Source organism: Clostridium chromiireducens, from assembly GCF_003575225.1.
GTDB classification, from domain to species: domain Bacteria; phylum Bacillota; class Clostridia; order Clostridiales; family Clostridiaceae; genus Clostridium; species Clostridium chromiireducens.
The window spans coordinates 34,355-53,733 of sequence record NZ_QXDJ01000006.1 but is presented as its reverse complement, the minus strand read 5'-3'; the positions used below and the strand labels follow the sequence as shown (position 1 = coordinate 53,733).

Genomic DNA, 19,379 nt, shown 5'->3' with positions numbered 1-19,379 from the left:
TTATTCTAATCTATTTAAGAAATCCCTTATAGTGTCTAACCACCATTTGTGACTCCACTTTTCTTGTAAAATCTAATGCAACATTTATAACAATTAATAATCCAGTTCCTGAAAAAGCTATATTTTGAAATTGCGTATAATTTTGAACTAAAACTGGAGTTACAGCTAAAACTGCTGCTAATATCCCTCCAATAAAAGATACTCTATTAAGCACCCTTTCAAAAAATACTGTAGTCTCTTCTCCTGGTCTTACACCTGGCACAAATCCTGCAGATTTATGCAAATTCTCAGACATTTCATCTGGTTTAAATGTGATTTGAGTATAAAACCAATTAAAGAATAAAGTAAGTACTGCATATAACACTACATACATCCAACTTCTCTGGTTGAATATAGATGTAGGATTTGTCAGTATCCATTTTGCCCACTCTTTTTGACCTTCTCCAATTCCACCAAATAATGTTGCAATTGTTTTTGGAAATTCCATTACTGACATAGAAAATATAATCGCAAGAACAGCAGATCCAATTATACTTAATGGGATGTGTGTTGTTGATTGTGCTTTTACCATATTACTATTCCCTGAAGCGAATTTACCTGCATATTGCACAGGTACTCTTCTTTCGGACAAAGAAAAATATAATATAGTGGCAAGCAACAGTACAGCAAATACTCCAAATAATACAATTTCTATAATACTTGCACTTCCTGCTTCCTTAAGTGTAAGCATTGATCCGATTGTTGTTGGAACTCTTGAAATTATATTAACAAATATTAATATAGACGTCCCATTTCCAATACCTTTAACTGTGATTCGATCTCCTAACCACATACAGAATGTTGTTCCAACTACTAAAGCAAAAACAATAATAACTTTTTGAATTGAATTTAATCCAGCTGTTGCTCCACTACTTGAAATTGTTGCATAAATTCCATACGCTAATATGAATGCAATTCCAAGAGATACATAACGTGTTGCATTTTGTATTTTCTTTCTACCAGTATCGCCTTCTTTTGAAAGCTGCTCTAGTTGCGGTATAGCAACAGTTAATAGTTGAATTATAATTGATGCGTTAATATATGGCATAACTCCTAATGCTAAAATACTGGATCTACTAAATGCGCCCCCTGAAAGCATATCATAAAATCCTAATAGTCCTCCAGATTGAGACAGATTTTTCAAATAGTCAGAGTTAATTCCAGGAAGAGGAACATGACTTCCCATCCTGAAAATTGCAACTAGTAATATCGTCCATAAAATCTTTTTTCTAAGTTCAGGAACCTTGAATGCATTACGTAGAGTTTGAAGCACTTTACATCACCTCAACTTTTCCCCCAGCTGCCTCAATCTTTTCTATAGCAGACTTAGAGAACTTACATCCTTTAACCGTTAAGCTTTTTTCTAATGTTCCGTTTCCAAGAATCTTTACTCCGTCTAGAACCTTACTTACAACTCTTCTTTCAAGTAATAATTCTGGAGTAACTTCTGTACCATTTTCAAAGATATTTAATCTGTCAAGATTTATGCTAACAATCTTCTTTGCAAAAATGTTTGTAAAACCTCTCTTAGGAAGTCTTCTATATAAAGGCATTTGACCGCCTTCAAAACCAGGTCTTACGCCACCACCTGATCTTGCATTTTGACCTTTTTCACCTTTACCAGCATTTCTTCCTAAGCCAGAACCAGTACCTCTACCAATTCTTTTAGGTGCTTTCTTGCTACCTGCTGCTGGTTTTAATTCGTGAAGTTTCATATTCAGTGCACCTCCTTATTTTTATACTTCTTCTACTTTTAATAGATATTCTATCTTTTTTATCATACCTTGTACTTGAGGTGTTGCCTCAGGTTCTACTGTTTTTCCTATTTTCTTAAGTCCAAGAGCGTTTGCAGTAGCGATATGGTCTTTCTTTCTACCTATTAAGCTCTTTACTAATGTAACTCTTAATTTAGCCATTGCAATACCTCCTAACCTAATATTTCTTCTACAGATTTGCCTCTTAATTTAGCGATATCTTCAGCTGTTCTTAAACTAGCTAATCCGTTTATTGTAGCATTTACCATGTTGTTTGGATTGTTTGAACCTAATGATTTAGCTCTAACATCCTTTAATCCTGCTAATTCAAGTACTGATCTTGCTGGACCTCCAGCAATAACTCCTGTACCTTCTTTAGCTGGCATAATTAGAACGTTTGAAGTTCCAAATTTACCATTAACTTGGTGAGGAATTGTTGTTCCTACCATTGCAACGCTTACTAAGTTTTTCTTAGCATCTTCTATACCTTTTTTTATTGCTTCTGGGATTTCAATAGATTTACCAGTTCCAACACCAACGTGTCCGTTCTCGTCTCCGACAACAACTAGAGCACTGAATCTGAAGTTTCTACCACCCTTAACAACCTTAGTAACTCTGTTTATGAAAACAACCTTTTCTTTAAGGTCTAGTGTACTAGGATCGATTCTCATTTATTTCCCTCCTTGTTTATTAGAATTTCAAGCCTGCTTCTCTAGCTGCTTGTGCTAATTCTTGAATTCTTCCGTGATATATGTATCCGCCTCTATCAAATACCACTGCATCAATTCCTTTTTCTATAGCTCTTTTAGCTATTGCTTCTCCAACTAGTTTAGCACCTTCTTTATTCCCGCCTTTAGCAGCAAAATCTTTATCTAAACTTGAAGCAGCTACTATTGTTACACCATTTATATCATCAATAACTTGTGCATAAATATTCTTTTCACTCTTAAAAACTGAAAGTCTTGGTCTTTCCGCAGTACCAAAAACTTTTTTACGAACTCTAAGGTGACGTTTTTCTCTGCTCGCCTTTTTGTCTACCTTCTTGAACATAAAACTCACTCCTTTCTATTATTTCTTACCAGTCTTACCTTCTTTACGTCTGATCACTTCATTTTCGTATTTAATACCTTTACCCTTGTATGGTTCTGGTACTCTCCATTTTCTTATATCTGCTGCTGCAAATCCAACTTTTTCTTTGTCGATTCCGCTTACTATTACTCTAGTTGCAGCTGGAGTCTCAAATGTGATTCCGTCAATAGGTTCAATTTCAACTGGATGTGAATATCCAAGGTTCATCACAAGTTTCTTTCCTTGTAATTGAGCTCTATAACCAACACCAACTAAATCTAATGTCTTTTGGTAACCTTGTTTAACTCCAATTACCATATTATTAATTAATGCTCTTGTTAAACCATGAAGAGCTCTGTGATCTTTTTGTTCACTATGTCTAGTAACAATTACTTCATTGTTTTCAACAGCTATGCTAATATCTTTGTGCATAGTTTTAACTAGTTCGCCTTTTGGTCCCTTAACTGTAACAACGTTGTCTGGTGTTACAGTAACAGTTACATCAGAAGGGATAGCTATTGGTAATCTACCTACTCTTGACATAATTGCACCTCCTATATTATTTCAAAATTGCATTTTCTGCAATTTTATTTAGTTTAATTTATCTGAAATCTTACCAAACGTAGCAGATTACTTCTCCACCTAAACTGTTCTTTCTAGCTTCTCTATCTACCATTATTCCATTTGAAGTTGAAACAACAGCAATACCTAATCCATTAAGAACCTTTGGTACTTCATCTTTCTTACAATAAACTCTTAATCCTGGCTTAGAAATTCTCTTAATACCAGTTATAACTCTTTCTTTATTAGCTCCATATTTAAGAGATAATCTTAACATAGGAACAACTCCATCGTTATATTCATTAATTTCTTTTATATAACCCTCTTGTAATAATATATTTGCAATTTCCTTCTTTACATTTGAAGAAGGTACCTCTACCACTTCATGTCTTACAGCATTAGCATTTCTTACACGAGTTAATAAATCTGCTATAGGATCTGTCATAACCATTTAATGTGCCTCCTTTCGTTACATTGTATATACTACCAACTTGCTTTTCTACAACCTGGAATTTCGCCCTTATAAGCAAGCTCTCTAAAACAAATACGGCATACTCCATATTTCTTTAATACCGCATGTGGTCTTCCACATATTCTACATCTTGTATAAGCTTGAGTTTTAAATTTAGGAGTTTTGCTCCACTTTTCAATAATAGCCTTACGTGCCAATGTGTTTCCCTCCTTATTATTGAGCGAATGGCATTCCAAGGAATCTTAATAATTCCCTAGCTTCTTCGTCTGTGTTAGCTGAAGTAACGAAGATTATATCCATTCCTCTAACTTTATCTATCTTATCATATTCTATTTCTGGGAATATTAATTGTTCTTTTATTCCTAATGAATAATTACCTCTACCATCGAAAGCCTTGCTTGAAACTCCTCTGAAGTCTCTAACTCTTGGTAATGCAATGCTCATTAGCTTATCTGCAAATTCAAACATTTGAGCTTTTCTTAGTGTAACTTTGCATCCTAGTGCCATGTTCTCTCTAATTTTGAAGTTAGCTACAGATTTCTTAGCTCTTGTTAATACAGGTTTTTGACCTGCAATTAAAGTTAAGTCATTAACTGCTGATTCAAGAACTTTTTGGTTCTCTTTAGCTTCTCCAACTCCCATGTTTATTACGATTTTTTCCAACTTCGGAACTTCCATTATGTTTTTGTATCCGAACTTCTCAATCATCGCTGGAATTACTTCTTTTTGATATTTTTCTTGAAGTCTTGTCATATTAGTTACCTCCTTTCAAATTCTAGAATGTTTCTCCACACTTCTTACATTTTCTAACTTTAGTGCCGTCAGCTAAAATCTCATTTTGGATTCTAGTTGCATTCTTACATTTGTTACAATATAACATAACTTTTGAGCTGTTGATTGCCGCTTCTTTTTCAATTATAGCGCTTTCAACTTGACCCTTATTAGCTTTTTGATGTTTCTTTACTATATTAACTCCTTGAACAAGAATCTTTCCTGTCTTTGGATATGCTTTTAACACTTCACCAGTTTTGCCTTTATCTTTACCAGATATAACAATAACTGTATCATTCTTTCTTACATGTATCTTCAAGTTGGCCACCTCCTCTTATAGAACTTCTGGTGCTAATGATAGAATTTTGGTAAATTCCTTATCTCTTAGCTCCCTAGCAACAGGTCCAAAGATACGAGTTCCTCTTGGTTGTTTATCGTCTTTAATTATAACCGCTGCGTTTTCGTCAAATTTAATGTATGAACCATCGGCTCTTCTTACGCCTCTTACTGATCTAACTACAACTGCCTTTATAACATCACCTTTTTTAACAACTCCACCTGGTGTTGCACTTTTAACGCTAGCAACTATAACATCACCGATATTACCAAACTTTCTTTTAGATCCGCCTAAGACTCTGATACACATAATTTCTTTTGCACCTGAATTATCTGCAACCTTTAATAAGGTTTGTTGTTGTATCATTAAATTACCCTCCTTTCAGTTTTAAAGCCTATTTAGCTTTTTCAACTATTTCAACAAGTCTCCATCTCTTATCTTTAGATAAAGGTCTAGTTTCCATGATTGATACTCTATCATTAATTTTAGCTTCATTATTTTCATCATGTACTTTAAACTTTGTAGTCTTATTAACTGTTTTTCCATATAACGGATGTCTAACCTTAGTTTCAACAGCTACTACAATAGTCTTTTCCATTTTATCAGAAACAACCCTACCAATTCTTTTCTTTCTTAATGATCTTTCCATTAGGGCTTACCTCCTTCCAATTTTATTGTTCCAATGCTTTTAATTCTTCTTCTCTTAAGATGGTTTTTATTTGGGCTATAGATTTCTTAACTTCTCTTATTCTCATTGGATTTTCTAATTGTCCTGTAGCTAATTGAAATCTTAAGTTAAATAATTCTGCTTTAAGATCGCCCAACTTTACTGTTAAATCTTGAGGATTGCTTGATTTCAATTCTTTTAATTCTCTAGCCTTCATTATTCTTCACCACCCATTTCCTCAAAATCTCTTTTTGAAACAAATTTTGTCTTTACAGGAAGTTTATGTGAAGCAAGTCTCATTGCTTCTCTTGCAGTTACTTCTGGTACTCCTGATAATTCAAACAGAATTCTACCTGGTTTAACTACTGCAACCCAATATTCTGGTGATCCTTTACCTGAACCCATTCTTGTTTCAGCTGGCTTTTCTGTAACTGGTTTATCCGGGAAAATCTTTATCCAAAGTTTTCCACCTCTTTTAATGTATCTATTGATAGCAATTCTGGCAGATTCAATTTGATTACTTGTAATCCAGCCACAAGTTAATGCTTGAATTCCGTAATCTCCATAAGCTAAGAAATTACCTCTTGTTGCCTTACCTTTCATTCTACCACGTTGCACCTTACGATGTTTTACCCTTTTAGGCATTAACATGATCTATTCCTCCTTTCCTATGCGTTAGCCTCTTCCTTTTCTACTTTCTTAGTTGGAAGAACTTCTCCATTATAAACCCAAACCTTAACTCCGATTTTTCCGTATGTTGTATCTGCTTCAGCAAATCCATAATCAATATCAGCTCTTAATGTTTGTAGTGGAATTGTTCCTTCATGATAATGTTCAGTTCTTGCTATTTCAGCTCCACCTAATCTACCAGAACATGCAGTTTTTACACCTTTTATTCCGTGTTTCATAGCTCTTTGCATTGTTTGTTTCATTGCTCTTCTGAATGAAATTCTTTTTTCTAATTGTGCAGCAATGTTTTCAGCCATTAATTGTGCATCAGCCTCTGCGCTTTTAACTTCAACTATATTTATTAAGATATTCTTACCTTCAACAAATTGAGTTAATTTATTCTTTAAAGCTTCGATTCCTGATCCACCTTTTCCTATAATAACACCAGGTTTTGCTGTGTGTATATTTAATTTAACTCTCTTAGCAGCTCTTTCAATTTCTATTCTAGAAATACCTGCTGAAAAAAGTTCTTTTTTAACAAATTTTCTAATTTTGTTATCTTCTATAAGATTATCAGCAAAATTTTTCTTATTAGCATACCATTTTGCGTCCCATCCTTTGATAACACCTACTCTAAGGCCATGAGGATTTACTTTTTGACCCACTTACTTTTCCCTCCTTTTATAAACTAAGCTCTTTCTTTAACAACTACTGTTATATTGCTTGTTTTCTTTAAGATTTTGAATGCTCTACCTTGAGCATGAGGTTGGAATCTCTTTAATGTTGACCCTTGACCAACGAAACATTCTGAAACATATAAGTTATCAGCGTTTAATTCCATATTATTTTCTGCATTAGCAACTGCTGATTTTAAAACTTTGTTTATTACAACTGCTGCTTCTCTTGGAGTATATTGTAAAATAGCAAAAGCTTCATTAACTTGTTTTCCTCTTATTAAATTAAGAATTACTCCTACCTTTGTTGGAGACATTCTAATATATTTTGCTATAGCTCTAGCTTCCATTTATGATCCTCCTTTCCAGGCTATCTTTTTGATGTTTTATCGTCATGACCTTTATAAGTTCTAGTTAATACAAATTCACCTAACTTATGGCCAACCATATCTTCTGATATATATACTGGTACGTGCTTTCTTCCATCATGAACTGCAATTGTGTGTCCTATGAATTGTGGAAAAATTGTTGAACTTCTTGACCAAGTCTTTACAACCTTTTTTTCTCCATTGCTATTCATTTCTTCTATCTTCTTAAAAAGTCCTTCATGAATAAAAGGTGCTTTCTTTGTTGATCTACTCACTAATATGCCTCCCTTCCTAAACACTGAGCTCTAAGCTTTGAAGAGAACTTACTATTCTCCTCAAACTATTTAGCTCTTCTATCTTTGATAATAAATTTATCTGAATATTTCTTAGTTTTTCTAGTTTTGTATCCAAGTGCTGGTTTACCCCATGGAGTAACTGGACTTGGTCTACCAACTGGAGATTTACCTTCACCACCACCGTGAGGGTGATCATTAGGGTTCATTACAGATCCTCTAACTGTTGGTCTCCATCCCATATGTCTCTTTCTACCAGCTTTACCGATATTAACTATATCGTTTGTTGCATTAGAAAGTGTTCCTATTGTAGCTCTACATTCGATTCTTACATATCTCATTTCACCTGATGGTAATCTAAGAGTTGCATAATCTCCTTCTTTAGCCATTAATTGAGCTGATCCACCTGCCGCTCTAACTAATTGACCACCTTTACCTCTTTGTAATTCTACATTATGAATAACAGTACCTACTGGTATATTCTTTAATGGAAGAGCATTTCCTGGTTTAATATCTGCATTAACTCCAGATTCTACTACATCTCCAACTTTTAAACCTGCTGGTGCAAGAATGTATCTCTTTTCTCCATCACTATATATAACTAGCGCTATATATGCTGATCTGTTTGGATCATATTCTATAGTTGCAACCTTTGCTGGAACTTCATCTTTATTTCTCTTGAAATCTATTATTCTATATTTTCTCTTAACACCGCCGCCACGATGTCTAACAGTAATTTTACCTTGAGCATTTCTACCCGCTTTACTCTTTAATGCAACAAGAAGTGACTTTTCTGGTTCTTGTGAAGTTATTTCTTCAAAAGTTGGCATAGTCATTTGTCTTCTTGATGGTGTAATAGGGTTAAACTTTTTAACTGCCATTTAAAATTCCCTCCTTCTTCAAGCTTCTCTGGTGTTTATCACCAATAATGGCTTTATTGTACTACTATTGCATTCCTTCAAAGAATTCAATTCCATTGCTTTCTTCAGTTAATGTAATGATAGCTTTCTTATAGTCTGATCTCTTACCTACATGTACGCCCACTCTCTTAGTCTTACCTAAGCCGTTAATAGTATTAACTGATTCAACTTTCACATTAAAAACTTCTTCTACTGCTCTCTTTATTTGAGATTTATTAGCATCAGCATGAACTATGAAAGTGTACCTTTTGTCGGCCATAGACGCCATACTCTTTTCAGTTATAATTGGCTTTCTTATTATATCATGGCTAGTTAATTTCATTATGCGTACACCTCCTCAATTTTTGATACAGCATCTTTAGTTATGATTAATTTCTCATATTTTAATAAATCATATACATTGATGTTGTTTGCTGGAATAACACTTATTCCTTGAATATTTCTTGCTGATTTATAAACTACTTCATTTGATTCTGCAGTTATGATTAACGCTTTATTTGCTTCTAAAGCTTTTAGCATTTCTACTACATTTTTAGTTTTTGGTGCTTCGAAATTTAATGAATCAAGAACTATCATTTGATTATCTTGAACCTTGCTAGTTAAAGCAGATTTCATAGCAACCTTTCTCATGCTTTTTGGAATTGAAACTCTATAGTCTCTTGGTTTTGGTGCGAATACAATACCACCTTTGATCCATTGTGGTGATCTGATAGAACCTTGTCTTGCTCTTCCAGTACCCTTTTGTCTCCAAGGCTTAATTCCGCCTCCTCTAACTTCAGATCTAGTTTTAGCTGATTGAGTTCCTTGTCTTTTGTTAGCTAATAATGCAACTACTACTTGATGTAACGCATTTTCATTAATTTCTGCTGCAAATACACTTTCATTTAACTCCATATCTGCAACTTTATTTCCTTCTTTATTAAATACTCCTACTGTAGGCATTTTATTTCCTCCTTTCTCTAAAGAAATTAAGCTCTAACTGTATTTTTAATTACTACTGTACCCTTGTTAGGTCCTGGGATTCCACCCTTAATTAGTATTAAATTCTTTTCAGCTATTACTTTAACAACTTCTAAATTAAGTACTGTTGTATTAACAGATCCCATATGTCCTGGCATTCTCTTGTTCTTGAATGTTCTTGACGGATCTGATGAAGCTCCCATTGAACCTGGTGCTCTATGGAACTTAGAACCGTGAGTCATAGGTCCTCTTTGTTGATTCCATCTCTTAATTGATCCTTGGAAGCCCTTTCCCTTAGATACTGCAGATACATCAACCTTTTCACCTGTTTCAAATACATCAGCTTTTATTTCATTACCAACTTCATATTGACTTATATCGTCAAATCTAAATTCTTTAAGAGTTCTTCTTAAAGTAGCTCCTGCCTTTGCAAAATGACCTTTTCTTGGCTTATTAGCTAACTTTTCTCTTATTTCATCGAAACCAACTTGTATTGCTTCATATCCATCATTTTCTAATGTTTTCTTCTGAACAACAACACATGGGCCAGCTTCTACTACAGTTACAGGAATCACCTTACCTTTTTCATCAAAAATTTGTGTCATTCCTATTTTCTTTCCAATTATAGCTTTTTTCATGTATTTACACCTCCCAAACTAATTAGCGGACTGTTAACAATCATAACTAGCCGTTTTTTTATATTATTTCCAGTATTATAGTTTGATTTCTATATCAACACCTGCTGGAAGATTTAATCTCATTAATGCATCAACTGTTTTAGGTGACGGATTAACAATATCGATTAATCTCTTATGAGTTCTTATCTCAAATTGTTCTCTTGAATCTTTGTACTTATGAACCGCTCTTAATATTGTAACAACATCTTTTTCAGTTGGTAGAGGTACTGGACCTACAACCTTAGCTCCTGTTGTTTTTGCAGTTTCTACGATTTTTTCAGCAGATTGATCTAATATTGTATGATCAAATGCTTTTAATCTAATTCTTATTTTTTGCTTTGACATTTCATTTCCCTCCTTTTTATGTACGTTTTACTTCTAACGCACAACAGCGATTGTTCTGTAAACTGTTCCAGGTGTTTCTCAACACTCCAACATTCTACTTAATCCCTGCCGTCGGATTCTAGATCCAAACTTGCTCATCAAGAATTACCCGGAAGTCCGGCAACCTCTCGAATCTTCGCTGTATGCTATGCAACTTCTTAATTATACTATTGTTGCTTTGTCATTTCAAGCTTTTTTTTTTACATTTTTTCAACTTTTTTTGTTTTGTATTTTATCTTAACTTTTCTTATATCTTTTTGATTCCATTACAATATTTTTATGTATTTTTTTATTTCTACTTTTTATCTCGATGTACTTATATTAAAAATTCATAAACATTTTATCACATCTGAAAATAAAAGCAAGGAAACTTATTCCTTGCTTTTATTAATTGAAATCTAAATCAAAGATTTCTTATTCTACTATACTAGTAACAACTCCAGAACCTACAGTTCTTCCACCTTCTCTGATAGCGAATCTTAATCCTTCATCCATTGCGATTGGAGTGATTAATTCAACATTCATGTCAATGTGGTCTCCTGGCATTACCATTTCCATTCCGTCTGGTAATTTTATTGATCCTGTAACGTCTGTTGTTCTGAAATAGAATTGTGGTCTATATCCATCAAAGAATGGTGTATGTCTTCCACCTTCTTCTTTTTTAAGTACGTATACTTGACCTACAAATTTAGTGTGAGGGTGTACTGAATTTGGTTTTGATAAAACTTGACCTCTTTCGATATCAGCTCTTTGAACACCTCTTAATAATGCTCCGATATTATCTCCAGCTTGCGCGTCGTCTAATAACTTTCTGAACATTTCGATTCCAGTTACTACAACCTTCTTCTTTTCTTCACTTAATCCTACGATTTCTACTTCGTCTCCTACGTGAAGTACTCCAGCTTCAACTCTTCCTGTTGCAACTGTTCCTCTACCAGTGATTGTAAATACATCTTCTACTGGCATTAAGAATGGCTTATCTGTAGCTCTTTCTGGTGTTGGGATATAACTATCTACTGCATCCATTAAGTCTAAGATACATTTGCTTGCTTCTTCATCTGTTGGGTTTTCTAATGCTTTTAATGCTGATCCTGTTACTACTGGAATATCATCTCCTGGGAAGTCATATTCGCTTAATAATTCTCTAACTTCCATTTCAACTAATTCTAATAATTCTGGATCATCTACCATATCAGCTTTGTTTAAGAATACTACCATGTATTCTATACCAACTCTTGATCCTAATAGTATATGTTCTCTTGTTTGTGGCATTGGACCATCTGCTGCTGATACAACTAAGATAGCTCCATCCATTTGTGCTGCTCCTGTTATCATGTTCTTAACATAGTCAGCATGCCCTGGACAATCAACGTGAGCATAGTGTCTGCTTTCTGTTTGATATTCAACGTGAGCAGTGTTGATTGTAATTCCTCTTTCTTTTTCTTCTGGTGCTTTATCGATTGATGCATAGTCAAACGCTTCTGCAAATCCTTTTTTTGATAATACAGTTGTGATTGCTGCTGTTAATGTTGTCTTACCGTGGTCTACGTGACCTATTGTTCCAATATTAACGTGTGGCTTACTTCTTTCATACTTTGCTTTTGCCATTATAATTTTCCTCCCTTGATAGACAATAATTTAATGAATCTTTTCGTAAATATTATAACTTATAGATATTTTAATATCTATATCTATTATTTAAGTTTTTTACCATTTATATAAAAATTATTCAAAATAATTATATCTTATAAACTATCACTTAAACTATAGGTATTAACCAAAGTTACATATTATCTATTACTTAGCTCTGCTGCCAGCAATTTGTTCTTGAATATTCTTTGGAACCTCTTCGTAGTGATCGAATACCATTGAGTAAACACCTCTACCTTGAGTTCTAGATCTTAATGAAGTAGCATATCCGAACATTTCTGATAATGGTACAAACGCTCTTATAACTTGAGCTCCATTAACAGCTTCCATTCCTTCCATTCTACCTCTTCTTGAATTGATATCTCCAATAACATCTCCCATATATTCTTCAGGAACTGTTACTTCAACTTTCATCATTGGCTCAAGAAGTACTGGACTTGCTTTAGCCATAGCATTTTTGAATGCCATAGATCCTGCAATCTTAAATGCCATTTCTGACGAGTCAACTTCATGGTATGAACCATGTACTAACTTAACTTTAAAGTTAATAACATTGTATCCAGCAATTATACCATTTAAAGATGCCTCTTTGATACCTGCATCGATAGCTGGGATATATTCTTTAGGAATAGCTCCACCTACAACTGCATTTTCAAATACATATTCACCTTCAGTTGGCTCCATTTCAATTACAGCATGACCGTATTGACCTTTACCACCTGATTGTTTAGCATATTTAGCTTCAGCTTTAACAGCATTTCTAATTGTTTCTTTGTATGCTACTTGAGGAGCTCCAACGTTACACTCAACCTTAAACTCTCTTGTAAGTCTATCAACAATTATTTCCAAGTGAAGTTCTCCCATACCAGCAATAATTGTCTGACCTGTTTCTGTATCAGTCCAAGTCTTAAAAGTAGGATCTTCTTCAGCTAATTTAGCTAATGCCATTCCCATTTTTTCTTGAGCAGCCTTTGTTTTTGGTTCAATAGCTACATTTATAACTGGTTCTGGGAATTCCATCGATTCAAGTATTATTGGCTTAGACTCTGAACATAAAGTATCACCTGTTGTAGTGTTCTTTAGTCCAATTACAGCACCTAATTCACCGGCTTCTAAAGCTTCAACTTCTTGTCTTGAATTTGAGTGCATCTTAACAAGTCTACCGATTCTTTCCTTCTTACCTTTTGTTGAGTTAAGAACATAAGAACCACTTTCCATTATTCCTGAATATATTCTTGCGAAAGCTAATTTACCAACGAATGGGTCAGTAGCAATCTTAAATGCTAATGCTGATAATGGTTCAGAATCTGAAGCTTCTCTTTGATCTTCTTCACCATCTAATGTTGTTCCTTTTACAGCAGGGATGTCTAATGGTGATGGTAAGTAAGCTACTACGCCGTCAATCATTTGTTGAACACCCTTGTTTTTGTATGAAGATCCACAGATACATGGATAAATTTCATTAGCTATTGTTGCTTTTCTTAACGCACTAACTAATTCATCTTCAGTGATTTCTTCACCTTCTAAATACTTTTCCATTAACTCTTCATCAGTTTCAGCAATAGCTTCTATCATTGCACTTCTGTATTCTTCGGCTTGATCAGCATATTCTGCTGGTATAGCTTCTTCTCTCATATCTTTTCCAAGATCATCATAATACATAATAGCAACATTTCTTATAAGGTCAATCATACCCTTAAAGTTTTCTTCGCCTCCAACTGGAATCTGAATCGGCACCGCATTTGCTTTTAATCTTTCTTTAACTGTACTTATACATCTAAAGAAATCTGCACCTGTTGCATCCATCTTATTTACATAAATCATTCTTGGTACTCCATACTTATCCGCCTGTCTCCAAACAGTTTCAGTTTGTGGTTCAACACCACTCTTAGCATCAAGAACTGTAACAGCTCCATCAAGTACTCTTAATGATCTTTCAACTTCAACCGTGAAGTCTACGTGACCAGGAGTATCAATGATATTAAGTTCATGGTCCTTCCAGAAACATGTAGTCGCAGCTGAAGTAATTGTTATACCTCTTTCTTGTTCTTGAACCATCCAGTCCATTGTAGCTGCACCATCATGAACTTCCCCTATTTTATGACTTACACCTGTATAGAATAATATACGCTCTGTTGTTGTTGTCTTACCTGCGTCTATGTGGGCCATTATACCGAAATTACGAAATTTCTCTAAAGGATATTTTCTAGCCATTTATTTGTCCTCCTCTCAACGAGTAAATATAATTTAATTTGACAAAACTGCCTTGGCATAAGCCAAAACAGTTTTTGATATATATTAGTATCTGTAATGAGCGAATGCTTTATTAGCTTCTGCCATTTTATGAGTATCTTCTCTCTTTTTAACAGCTGCTCCTGTATTGTTAGAAGCATCTAGTAATTCACCAGCTACTCTTTCAAGCATTAGCTTTTCGCCTCTTTTTCTTGCTGCTATTAACATCCATCTTATTCCTAAAGTCTGTCTTCTTTCTGGTCTAACTTCTATTGGAACTTGATAAGTAGCACCACCTATTCTTCTAGCTTTAACTTCTAGTAATGGCATTACATTGTTCATAGCTTCTTCAAATACTTCTAAAGGTTCTTTTCCACTTCTTTTTGCTATTAATTCAAATGCATCATAGCATATTTTTTGGGCTACACCCCTCTTACCATCTTCCATTATACTATTTATAAATTTAGTAACAACTTTTGAATTGTACACTGGATCTGGTAATACATCTCTTTTTGCAATATGTCCTTTTCTTGGCACTTTTCTTCCCTCCTTAACATTTTAAATTTAAGTTCATCGGTACTCGGCATTTTTCTAATACCGTAAAGTGCTATCTCTTACATCTATATAAACTTATGTTAAATCTATAACTTCTGTTGAAGATAAGCACTATTCTTTGTTAAAAGTCCTATTTTTTCTTAGGTCTCTTAGCACCGTACTTTGATCTTCCTTGTAATCTGTTAGCTACTCCAGCGCAGTCTAATGCACCTCTTACAATATGGTATCTAACACCAGGAAGGTCCTTAACTCTTCCACCTCTTATAAGAACAACACTATGCTCTTGTAAGTTGTGACCTACTCCACCAATATATGCAGTTACTTCAAATCCATTTGTTAATCTAACTCTGGCAATTTTTCTTAACGCTGAGTTAGGCTTCTTAGGAGTTGTTGTTTTAACTACTGTACATACCCCTCTTTTTTGAGGACACTCTTTAAGTGCTGGTGCAGTTGATTTAACTACTGCTGATTTTCTGCCTTTTCTTACTAATTGGCTAATAGTTGGCATTTTTTCACCTCCTGAAATTTATTTATCTATTTTTTAATTAAGATAAACGCTAATTTAATAGATTATATAACATACATTTATTTAATCACGTTATATAATTTCAATAATTATGTCTAAATCTTATGTAGTAAATTGATCTCTTTATCGTAAGATATCAATTTAATTCACAAATTGATTATATTGACATTTATTTGTGTGATTTTGTATTTAAAATCACACAAATTGTATTTTATCATTTTACCTTATACATGTCAATATAATTAAAAGTTTATTCTTCAGTCATTTCTCCAATAGCTTCTTCAACTAATTCCTCGTCTGTTTCTACTTTTAAGGATCTATACCTCATCATTCCAGTCCCAGCAGGAATTAATTTACCAATTATTACATTTTCCTTTAATCCAACCAGCGGATCAATCTTTCCTTTAATTGCTGCTTCTGTTAAAACTCTTGTAGTTTCTTGGAATGAAGCCGCAGATAAGAAACTATCAGTCGCTAATGCTGCTTTAGTTATACCTAATAGAGTTTGTTCTCCTTTAGCTTCTTCTCCACCAAATTCTCTAACTCTAGCATTCTCTTCATAGAAGTCAAACATATCAATCATTGTTCCTGGCAATAAATCTGTATCTCCTGATTCAAGAATCTTTATCTTTCTAGTCATTTGTCTAACAACTACTTCTAAGTGCTTATCATTAATATCAACACCTTGTAATCTATAAACTTTTTGAACTTCTGAAAGCAAGTATCTTCTTGCACCATCTATACCCTTTATGCTCATTATATCATGTGGATTTACTGAACCTTCTGTGATTTCATCTCCAGCTTCAATATAATCATTATCAGCCACTCTTAATCTTGAACCAAATGGTATATCGTAGCTACGCTCTTCTCCATCAGAACTCATTACTACAACAGTTCTCTTTTTCTTAGTTTCTTCTATTCTAACAGTACCAGTTATTTCACTTACTATCGCAAGTCCTTTTGGCTTTCTTGCCTCAAATAACTCTTCAACTCTAGGTAAACCTTGAGTTATATCCGCTCCCGCAACTCCACCTGTATGGAATGTTCTCATTGTAAGTTGTGTTCCTGGTTCCCCTATTGATTGAGCCGCTATTATTCCAACAGCCTCTCCAATATCAATCTTTTTAGCTGTTGCCATATTCATTCCATAACATCTTGCACAAACACCAACTTTACAGTTACATGTAAATACTGATCTGATTTTTACTTTTTTAATCCCTGCTGAAACTACCTTGTCAGCAACATCTGGATCCATATATTCGTTTCTTGCAACTAATACTTCACCAGTAGCAGGATTAACGATATCTTCTGCAGGATATCTACCTATTAATCTTTCTCTTAATTCCTCGATAACTTCGCTGCCTTCTTTTATTTCACTTACATAGATTCCGTTATCTATACCGCAATCCTCTTCTCTTACAATAACATCTTGCGATACATCAACAAGTCTTCTAGTTAAATATCCTGAATCGGCAGTCTTTAAAGCTGTATCCGCATTACCTTTTCTTGCTCCATGCGTTGATAAGAAGTATTCTATAACATCTAGACCTTCCTTGAAGGAAGCTCTAATAGGTAACTCAATAATCTTACCTGATGGACTCGCCATAAGTCCTCTCATACCCGCTAATTGCTTGATTTGAGATTTAGAACCTCTGGCTCCCGAATCTGCCATCATATATATTGGATTAAACTTATCAAGACTATCCATTAGTGCATTAGCTACGTCTTCAGTTGTTTGAGTCCATTTTTCTATAACTCTTTCATATCTTTCATCATCAGATATGAATCCTCTTTTATACATTTTCTCAATTTTATCAACTGTTTCATCCGCTTCTTTAAGCAGTTCATATTTTATTTCAGGAACTATAATATCCGATGAAGCAACTGTTACAGCTCCAATTGATGAGTAATGATAACCTAATGCTTTAATATTATCAAGCATTATAGATGTTTTAACCGGACCATGCTTCATATAACATTGATCAATTATCGTGCCTAATGACTTTTTAGTAGCTAAGAAATCAACTTCTAGATTGAACATTTCTTCTTCATTTTCTCTATTAATTAATCCCAAGTTTTGTGGAATTGATTCATTAAATATAATCTTTCCAACTGTTGTTTTAATTATCTTAGACTTAACTATACCATCAATTTCTCTAAACATTCTAACATTGATTTGAGCATGTATATCAATTTCTTTAACTTCATATGCCATTATAGCTTCATCTTTGCTTGAGAATGTCATTCCATCCCCTTTTGCACCATTCTTATCCATCGTTAAATAGTATGATCCAAGAATCATATCTTGTGTTGGAACACAAACTGGTTTACCATCTGACGGCTTCAAAATATTTGTTGCAGCTAACATTAAGAATCTAGCTTCTGCTTGAGCTTCTACTGATAACGGAAGATGTACAGCCATTTGGTCTCCATCAAAGTCAGCGTTATAAGCTGTACATGCTAATGGGTGAAGTTTTATTGCTCTACCTTCTACTAGTACAGGTTGGAATGCTTGAATACCAAGTCTGTGTAATGTAGGTGCACGGTTAAGTAATACCGGATGATCTGAAATTACTTCTTCTAACACATCCCATACTTGAGGTAATACTCTTTCTACCATCCTTTTAGCACTCTTTATATTATGGGCGATTCCATCTTGTACTAGCTTCTTCATTACAAACGGCTTAAATAGTTCTATAGCCATTTCTTTTGGAAGTCCACATTGATACATTTTTAATTCTGGTCCAACAACTATAACTGATCTACCAGAATAGTCAACTCTTTTTCCAAGTAAGTTTTGTCTAAATCTACCTTGCTTACCCTTTAACATATCCGAAAGAGATTTTAAAGGTCTATTACCAGGTCCAGTTACTGGCCTTCCTCTTCTACCATTATCAATAAGTGCATCTACTGCTTCTTGAAGCATTCTTTTTTCATTTCTAACTATGATATCCGGTGCACCTAGATCTAATAATTTTTTCAATCTATTATTTCTATTTATTACTCTTCTATATAAATCATTTAAGTCAGACGTTGCAAATCTACCACCATCTAATTGAACCATAGGTCTTAAATCTGGTGGTATTACTGGTATCACATTAATAACCATCCAGCCAGGGCGATTTCCCGACTTTCTAAAAGATTCAACAACTTCTAGTCTTCTTATAATTCTAACTTTCTTTTGGCCGGTACTTTGCTTAAGCTCTTCTTTAAGTTCTTTTGATCCATTTTCCAAATCAATTTCATCAAGTAATTCTTGAATAGCTTCTGCTCCCATGCCTGCCACAAAGCTTTCGTCACCATATTTATCTACTGCTTCTCTATACTCTTTCTCATTAAGAAGCTGCTTCTTTAATAAAGGTGTCTCTTTTGGATCTATTACTATATAAGACGCAAAATATAAAACTTTTTCTAAAGCTCTTGGAGACATATCTAAAATTAATCCCATTCTTGATGGAATTCCTTTGAAATACCAGATGTGAGATACTGGGGCAGCTAATTCTATATGCCCCATTCTTTCTCTTCTTACTTTAGCCTTTGTAACTTCAACTCCGCATCTGTCACAAACTATCCCTTTATATCTTACTCTTTTATATTTTCCACAATGACATTCCCAATCTTTCATTGGTCCAAAGATTCTTTCACAGAATAAACCATCTCTTTCTGGTTTTAATGTTCTGTAGTTTATTGTTTCAGGTTTTTTAACTTCTCCTCTTGACCATTGTCTTATTTGTTCTGGAGACGCTAAACCAATTTGTATTGCATCAAAATTATTTAATTCAAACAAGGGTAAATCCTCCCT

Annotated in this window: 27 protein-coding genes; all 27 read right to left on the bottom strand. The window is 34.1% G+C overall.

From position 1 onward, the window contains the following. Positions 1-10: 10 nt before the first annotated feature. The 27 genes from secY to rpoC all read right to left on the bottom strand — a co-directional run bounded on the left by secY (position 11) and on the right by rpoC (position 19,364). Positions 11-1,312 carry a preprotein translocase subunit SecY gene (secY, locus tag D2A34_RS20850; RefSeq protein ID WP_079437649.1) on the bottom strand — a complete coding sequence of 434 codons (1,302 nt, stop codon included), beginning with the start codon at positions 1,310-1,312 and terminating at the stop codon, positions 11-13. 1 nt (position 1,313) lies between these two features. Then, a complete protein-coding gene (gene rplO, locus D2A34_RS20845) occupies positions 1,314-1,754 on the bottom strand; it encodes a 50S ribosomal protein L15 (protein WP_011967525.1) in 441 nt (146 codons plus the stop codon). Positions 1,755-1,775: 21 nt separating this feature from the next. Then, the gene (gene rpmD, locus D2A34_RS20840) at positions 1,776-1,955 is read right to left on the bottom strand and encodes a 50S ribosomal protein L30 (protein ID WP_008426606.1); all 180 of its coding nucleotides are present in this window, start codon (positions 1,953-1,955) and stop codon (positions 1,776-1,778) included. An 11-nt stretch (positions 1,956-1,966) separates the two neighbouring features. Then, the gene (gene rpsE / locus D2A34_RS20835) at positions 1,967-2,464 is read right to left on the bottom strand and encodes a 30S ribosomal protein S5 (protein WP_079437648.1); all 498 of its coding nucleotides are present in this window, start codon (positions 2,462-2,464) and stop codon (positions 1,967-1,969) included. Positions 2,465-2,483: 19 nt separating this feature from the next. Then, entirely contained in the window at positions 2,484-2,843 is a 360-nt protein-coding gene (gene rplR, locus D2A34_RS20830) for a 50S ribosomal protein L18 (protein ID WP_079437647.1), read from the bottom strand. A gap of 18 nt (positions 2,844-2,861) precedes the next feature. Further along, the gene (rplF, locus tag D2A34_RS20825) at positions 2,862-3,404 is read right to left on the bottom strand and encodes a 50S ribosomal protein L6 (protein ID WP_079437646.1); all 543 of its coding nucleotides are present in this window, start codon (positions 3,402-3,404) and stop codon (positions 2,862-2,864) included. A gap of 70 nt (positions 3,405-3,474) precedes the next feature. Continuing rightward, entirely contained in the window at positions 3,475-3,873 is a 399-nt protein-coding gene (gene rpsH / locus D2A34_RS20820; protein ID WP_079437645.1) for a 30S ribosomal protein S8, read from the bottom strand. A 32-nt stretch (positions 3,874-3,905) separates the two neighbouring features. Continuing rightward, positions 3,906-4,091, bottom strand: coding sequence for a type Z 30S ribosomal protein S14 (locus D2A34_RS20815; protein ID WP_015390350.1), 186 nt, complete (start codon positions 4,089-4,091; stop codon positions 3,906-3,908). A 16-nt stretch (positions 4,092-4,107) separates the two neighbouring features. Then, complete coding sequence (gene rplE / locus D2A34_RS20810) at positions 4,108-4,647, bottom strand: 50S ribosomal protein L5 (protein WP_079437644.1); 540 nt, start codon at positions 4,645-4,647, stop codon at positions 4,108-4,110. Between the two features lie 22 nt (positions 4,648-4,669). Next, positions 4,670-4,984, bottom strand: coding sequence for a 50S ribosomal protein L24 (gene rplX, locus D2A34_RS20805; RefSeq protein WP_079437643.1), 315 nt, complete (start codon positions 4,982-4,984; stop codon positions 4,670-4,672). A gap of 15 nt (positions 4,985-4,999) precedes the next feature. Beyond that, the gene (rplN, locus tag D2A34_RS20800; RefSeq protein WP_079437642.1) at positions 5,000-5,368 is read right to left on the bottom strand and encodes a 50S ribosomal protein L14; all 369 of its coding nucleotides are present in this window, start codon (positions 5,366-5,368) and stop codon (positions 5,000-5,002) included. A 28-nt stretch (positions 5,369-5,396) separates the two neighbouring features. After that, positions 5,397-5,651 (bottom strand): 30S ribosomal protein S17, encoded by a 255-nt coding sequence (gene rpsQ / locus D2A34_RS20795; protein WP_079437641.1) that lies wholly within the window; start codon positions 5,649-5,651, stop codon positions 5,397-5,399. Between the two features lie 22 nt (positions 5,652-5,673). Beyond that, positions 5,674-5,886, bottom strand: a complete 213-nt coding sequence (gene rpmC, locus D2A34_RS20790; protein ID WP_009167820.1) for a 50S ribosomal protein L29 — start codon at positions 5,884-5,886, stop codon at positions 5,674-5,676. Then, a complete protein-coding gene (gene rplP, locus D2A34_RS20785) occupies positions 5,886-6,320 on the bottom strand; it encodes a 50S ribosomal protein L16 (protein WP_079437640.1) in 435 nt (144 codons plus the stop codon). Before rplP ends, rpmC begins: the two co-directional genes overlap by 1 nt. A 17-nt stretch (positions 6,321-6,337) precedes the next feature. Next, positions 6,338-7,003: a 30S ribosomal protein S3 gene (gene rpsC / locus D2A34_RS20780; protein ID WP_079437639.1), complete on the bottom strand. Its 666-nt coding sequence runs from the start codon at positions 7,001-7,003 to the stop codon at positions 6,338-6,340. A 23-nt stretch (positions 7,004-7,026) separates the two neighbouring features. Then, positions 7,027-7,362, bottom strand: a complete 336-nt coding sequence (rplV, locus tag D2A34_RS20775; protein WP_079437638.1) for a 50S ribosomal protein L22 — start codon at positions 7,360-7,362, stop codon at positions 7,027-7,029. Between the two features lie 20 nt (positions 7,363-7,382). Then, entirely contained in the window at positions 7,383-7,655 is a 273-nt protein-coding gene (gene rpsS / locus D2A34_RS20770; protein ID WP_079437637.1) for a 30S ribosomal protein S19, read from the bottom strand. A gap of 65 nt (positions 7,656-7,720) precedes the next feature. Further along, positions 7,721-8,554 carry a 50S ribosomal protein L2 gene (gene rplB / locus D2A34_RS20765; RefSeq protein ID WP_079437636.1) on the bottom strand — a complete coding sequence of 278 codons (834 nt, stop codon included), beginning with the start codon at positions 8,552-8,554 and terminating at the stop codon, positions 7,721-7,723. Positions 8,555-8,618: 64 nt separating this feature from the next. Beyond that, positions 8,619-8,915: a 50S ribosomal protein L23 gene (gene rplW / locus D2A34_RS20760; protein WP_079437635.1), complete on the bottom strand. Its 297-nt coding sequence runs from the start codon at positions 8,913-8,915 to the stop codon at positions 8,619-8,621. Then, positions 8,915-9,535, bottom strand: a complete 621-nt coding sequence (rplD, locus tag D2A34_RS20755; protein ID WP_079437634.1) for a 50S ribosomal protein L4 — start codon at positions 9,533-9,535, stop codon at positions 8,915-8,917. The genes rplW and rplD overlap by 1 nt, the downstream gene beginning before the upstream one ends. 26 nt (positions 9,536-9,561) lie before the next feature. Then, positions 9,562-10,191 (bottom strand): 50S ribosomal protein L3, encoded by a 630-nt coding sequence (rplC, locus tag D2A34_RS20750; protein WP_079437633.1) that lies wholly within the window; start codon positions 10,189-10,191, stop codon positions 9,562-9,564. Between the two features lie 75 nt (positions 10,192-10,266). Further along, on the bottom strand, positions 10,267-10,575 hold the full coding sequence (gene rpsJ, locus D2A34_RS20745) for a 30S ribosomal protein S10 (RefSeq protein WP_008426564.1): 309 nt from the start codon (positions 10,573-10,575) through the stop codon (positions 10,267-10,269). A 453-nt stretch (positions 10,576-11,028) separates the two neighbouring features. Continuing rightward, positions 11,029-12,222: an elongation factor Tu gene (gene tuf / locus D2A34_RS20740; RefSeq protein ID WP_079437622.1), complete on the bottom strand. Its 1,194-nt coding sequence runs from the start codon at positions 12,220-12,222 to the stop codon at positions 11,029-11,031. 189 nt (positions 12,223-12,411) lie between these two features. Then, on the bottom strand, positions 12,412-14,478 hold the full coding sequence (gene fusA / locus D2A34_RS20735) for an elongation factor G (RefSeq protein WP_079437632.1): 2,067 nt from the start codon (positions 14,476-14,478) through the stop codon (positions 12,412-12,414). A gap of 84 nt (positions 14,479-14,562) precedes the next feature. Beyond that, on the bottom strand, positions 14,563-15,033 hold the full coding sequence (rpsG, locus tag D2A34_RS20730) for a 30S ribosomal protein S7 (RefSeq protein ID WP_079437631.1): 471 nt from the start codon (positions 15,031-15,033) through the stop codon (positions 14,563-14,565). 148 nt (positions 15,034-15,181) lie between these two features. Further along, positions 15,182-15,559: a 30S ribosomal protein S12 gene (gene rpsL / locus D2A34_RS20725; protein WP_008419822.1), complete on the bottom strand. Its 378-nt coding sequence runs from the start codon at positions 15,557-15,559 to the stop codon at positions 15,182-15,184. A 268-nt stretch (positions 15,560-15,827) separates the two neighbouring features. Further along, entirely contained in the window at positions 15,828-19,364 is a 3,537-nt protein-coding gene (rpoC, locus tag D2A34_RS20720) for a DNA-directed RNA polymerase subunit beta' (protein WP_079437630.1), read from the bottom strand. Positions 19,365-19,379 lie beyond the last annotated feature (15 nt).

What these genes read in the sequence shown, in the direction of transcription:
- rplE (WP_079437644.1), bottom strand. Translation starts at nt 4,647, where the DNA reads ATGACAAGACTTCAAGAAAAATATCAAAAAGAAGTAATTCCAGCGATG.
- rpmC (WP_009167820.1), bottom strand. Translation starts at nt 5,886, where the DNA reads ATGAAGGCTAGAGAATTAAAAGAATTGAAATCAAGCAATCCTCAAGAT.
- rplO (WP_011967525.1), bottom strand. Translation starts at nt 1,754, where the DNA reads ATGAAACTTCACGAATTAAAACCAGCAGCAGGTAGCAAGAAAGCACCT.
- fusA (WP_079437632.1), bottom strand. Translation starts at nt 14,478, where the DNA reads ATGGCTAGAAAATATCCTTTAGAGAAATTTCGTAATTTCGGTATAATG.
- rplF (WP_079437646.1), bottom strand. Translation starts at nt 3,404, where the DNA reads ATGTCAAGAGTAGGTAGATTACCAATAGCTATCCCTTCTGATGTAACT.
- rpsL (WP_008419822.1), bottom strand. Translation starts at nt 15,559, where the DNA reads ATGCCAACTATTAGCCAATTAGTAAGAAAAGGCAGAAAATCAGCAGTA.
- rplW (WP_079437635.1), bottom strand. Translation starts at nt 8,915, where the DNA reads ATGAAATTAACTAGCCATGATATAATAAGAAAGCCAATTATAACTGAA.
- rplP (WP_079437640.1), bottom strand. Translation starts at nt 6,320, where the DNA reads ATGTTAATGCCTAAAAGGGTAAAACATCGTAAGGTGCAACGTGGTAGA.
- rpsH (WP_079437645.1), bottom strand. Translation starts at nt 3,873, where the DNA reads ATGGTTATGACAGATCCTATAGCAGATTTATTAACTCGTGTAAGAAAT.
- rplC (WP_079437633.1), bottom strand. Translation starts at nt 10,191, where the DNA reads ATGAAAAAAGCTATAATTGGAAAGAAAATAGGAATGACACAAATTTTT.
- rplN (WP_079437642.1), bottom strand. Translation starts at nt 5,368, where the DNA reads ATGATACAACAACAAACCTTATTAAAGGTTGCAGATAATTCAGGTGCA.
- rplR (WP_079437647.1), bottom strand. Translation starts at nt 2,843, where the DNA reads ATGTTCAAGAAGGTAGACAAAAAGGCGAGCAGAGAAAAACGTCACCTT.
- rpmD (WP_008426606.1), bottom strand. Translation starts at nt 1,955, where the DNA reads ATGGCTAAATTAAGAGTTACATTAGTAAAGAGCTTAATAGGTAGAAAG.
- rplV (WP_079437638.1), bottom strand. Translation starts at nt 7,362, where the DNA reads ATGGAAGCTAGAGCTATAGCAAAATATATTAGAATGTCTCCAACAAAG.
- rpsQ (WP_079437641.1), bottom strand. Translation starts at nt 5,651, where the DNA reads ATGGAAAGATCATTAAGAAAGAAAAGAATTGGTAGGGTTGTTTCTGAT.
- rplB (WP_079437636.1), bottom strand. Translation starts at nt 8,554, where the DNA reads ATGGCAGTTAAAAAGTTTAACCCTATTACACCATCAAGAAGACAAATG.
- rpsE (WP_079437648.1), bottom strand. Translation starts at nt 2,464, where the DNA reads ATGAGAATCGATCCTAGTACACTAGACCTTAAAGAAAAGGTTGTTTTC.
- rpsJ (WP_008426564.1), bottom strand. Translation starts at nt 10,575, where the DNA reads ATGTCAAAGCAAAAAATAAGAATTAGATTAAAAGCATTTGATCATACA.
- tuf (WP_079437622.1), bottom strand. Translation starts at nt 12,222, where the DNA reads ATGGCAAAAGCAAAGTATGAAAGAAGTAAGCCACACGTTAATATTGGA.
- rplD (WP_079437634.1), bottom strand. Translation starts at nt 9,535, where the DNA reads ATGCCTACAGTAGGAGTATTTAATAAAGAAGGAAATAAAGTTGCAGAT.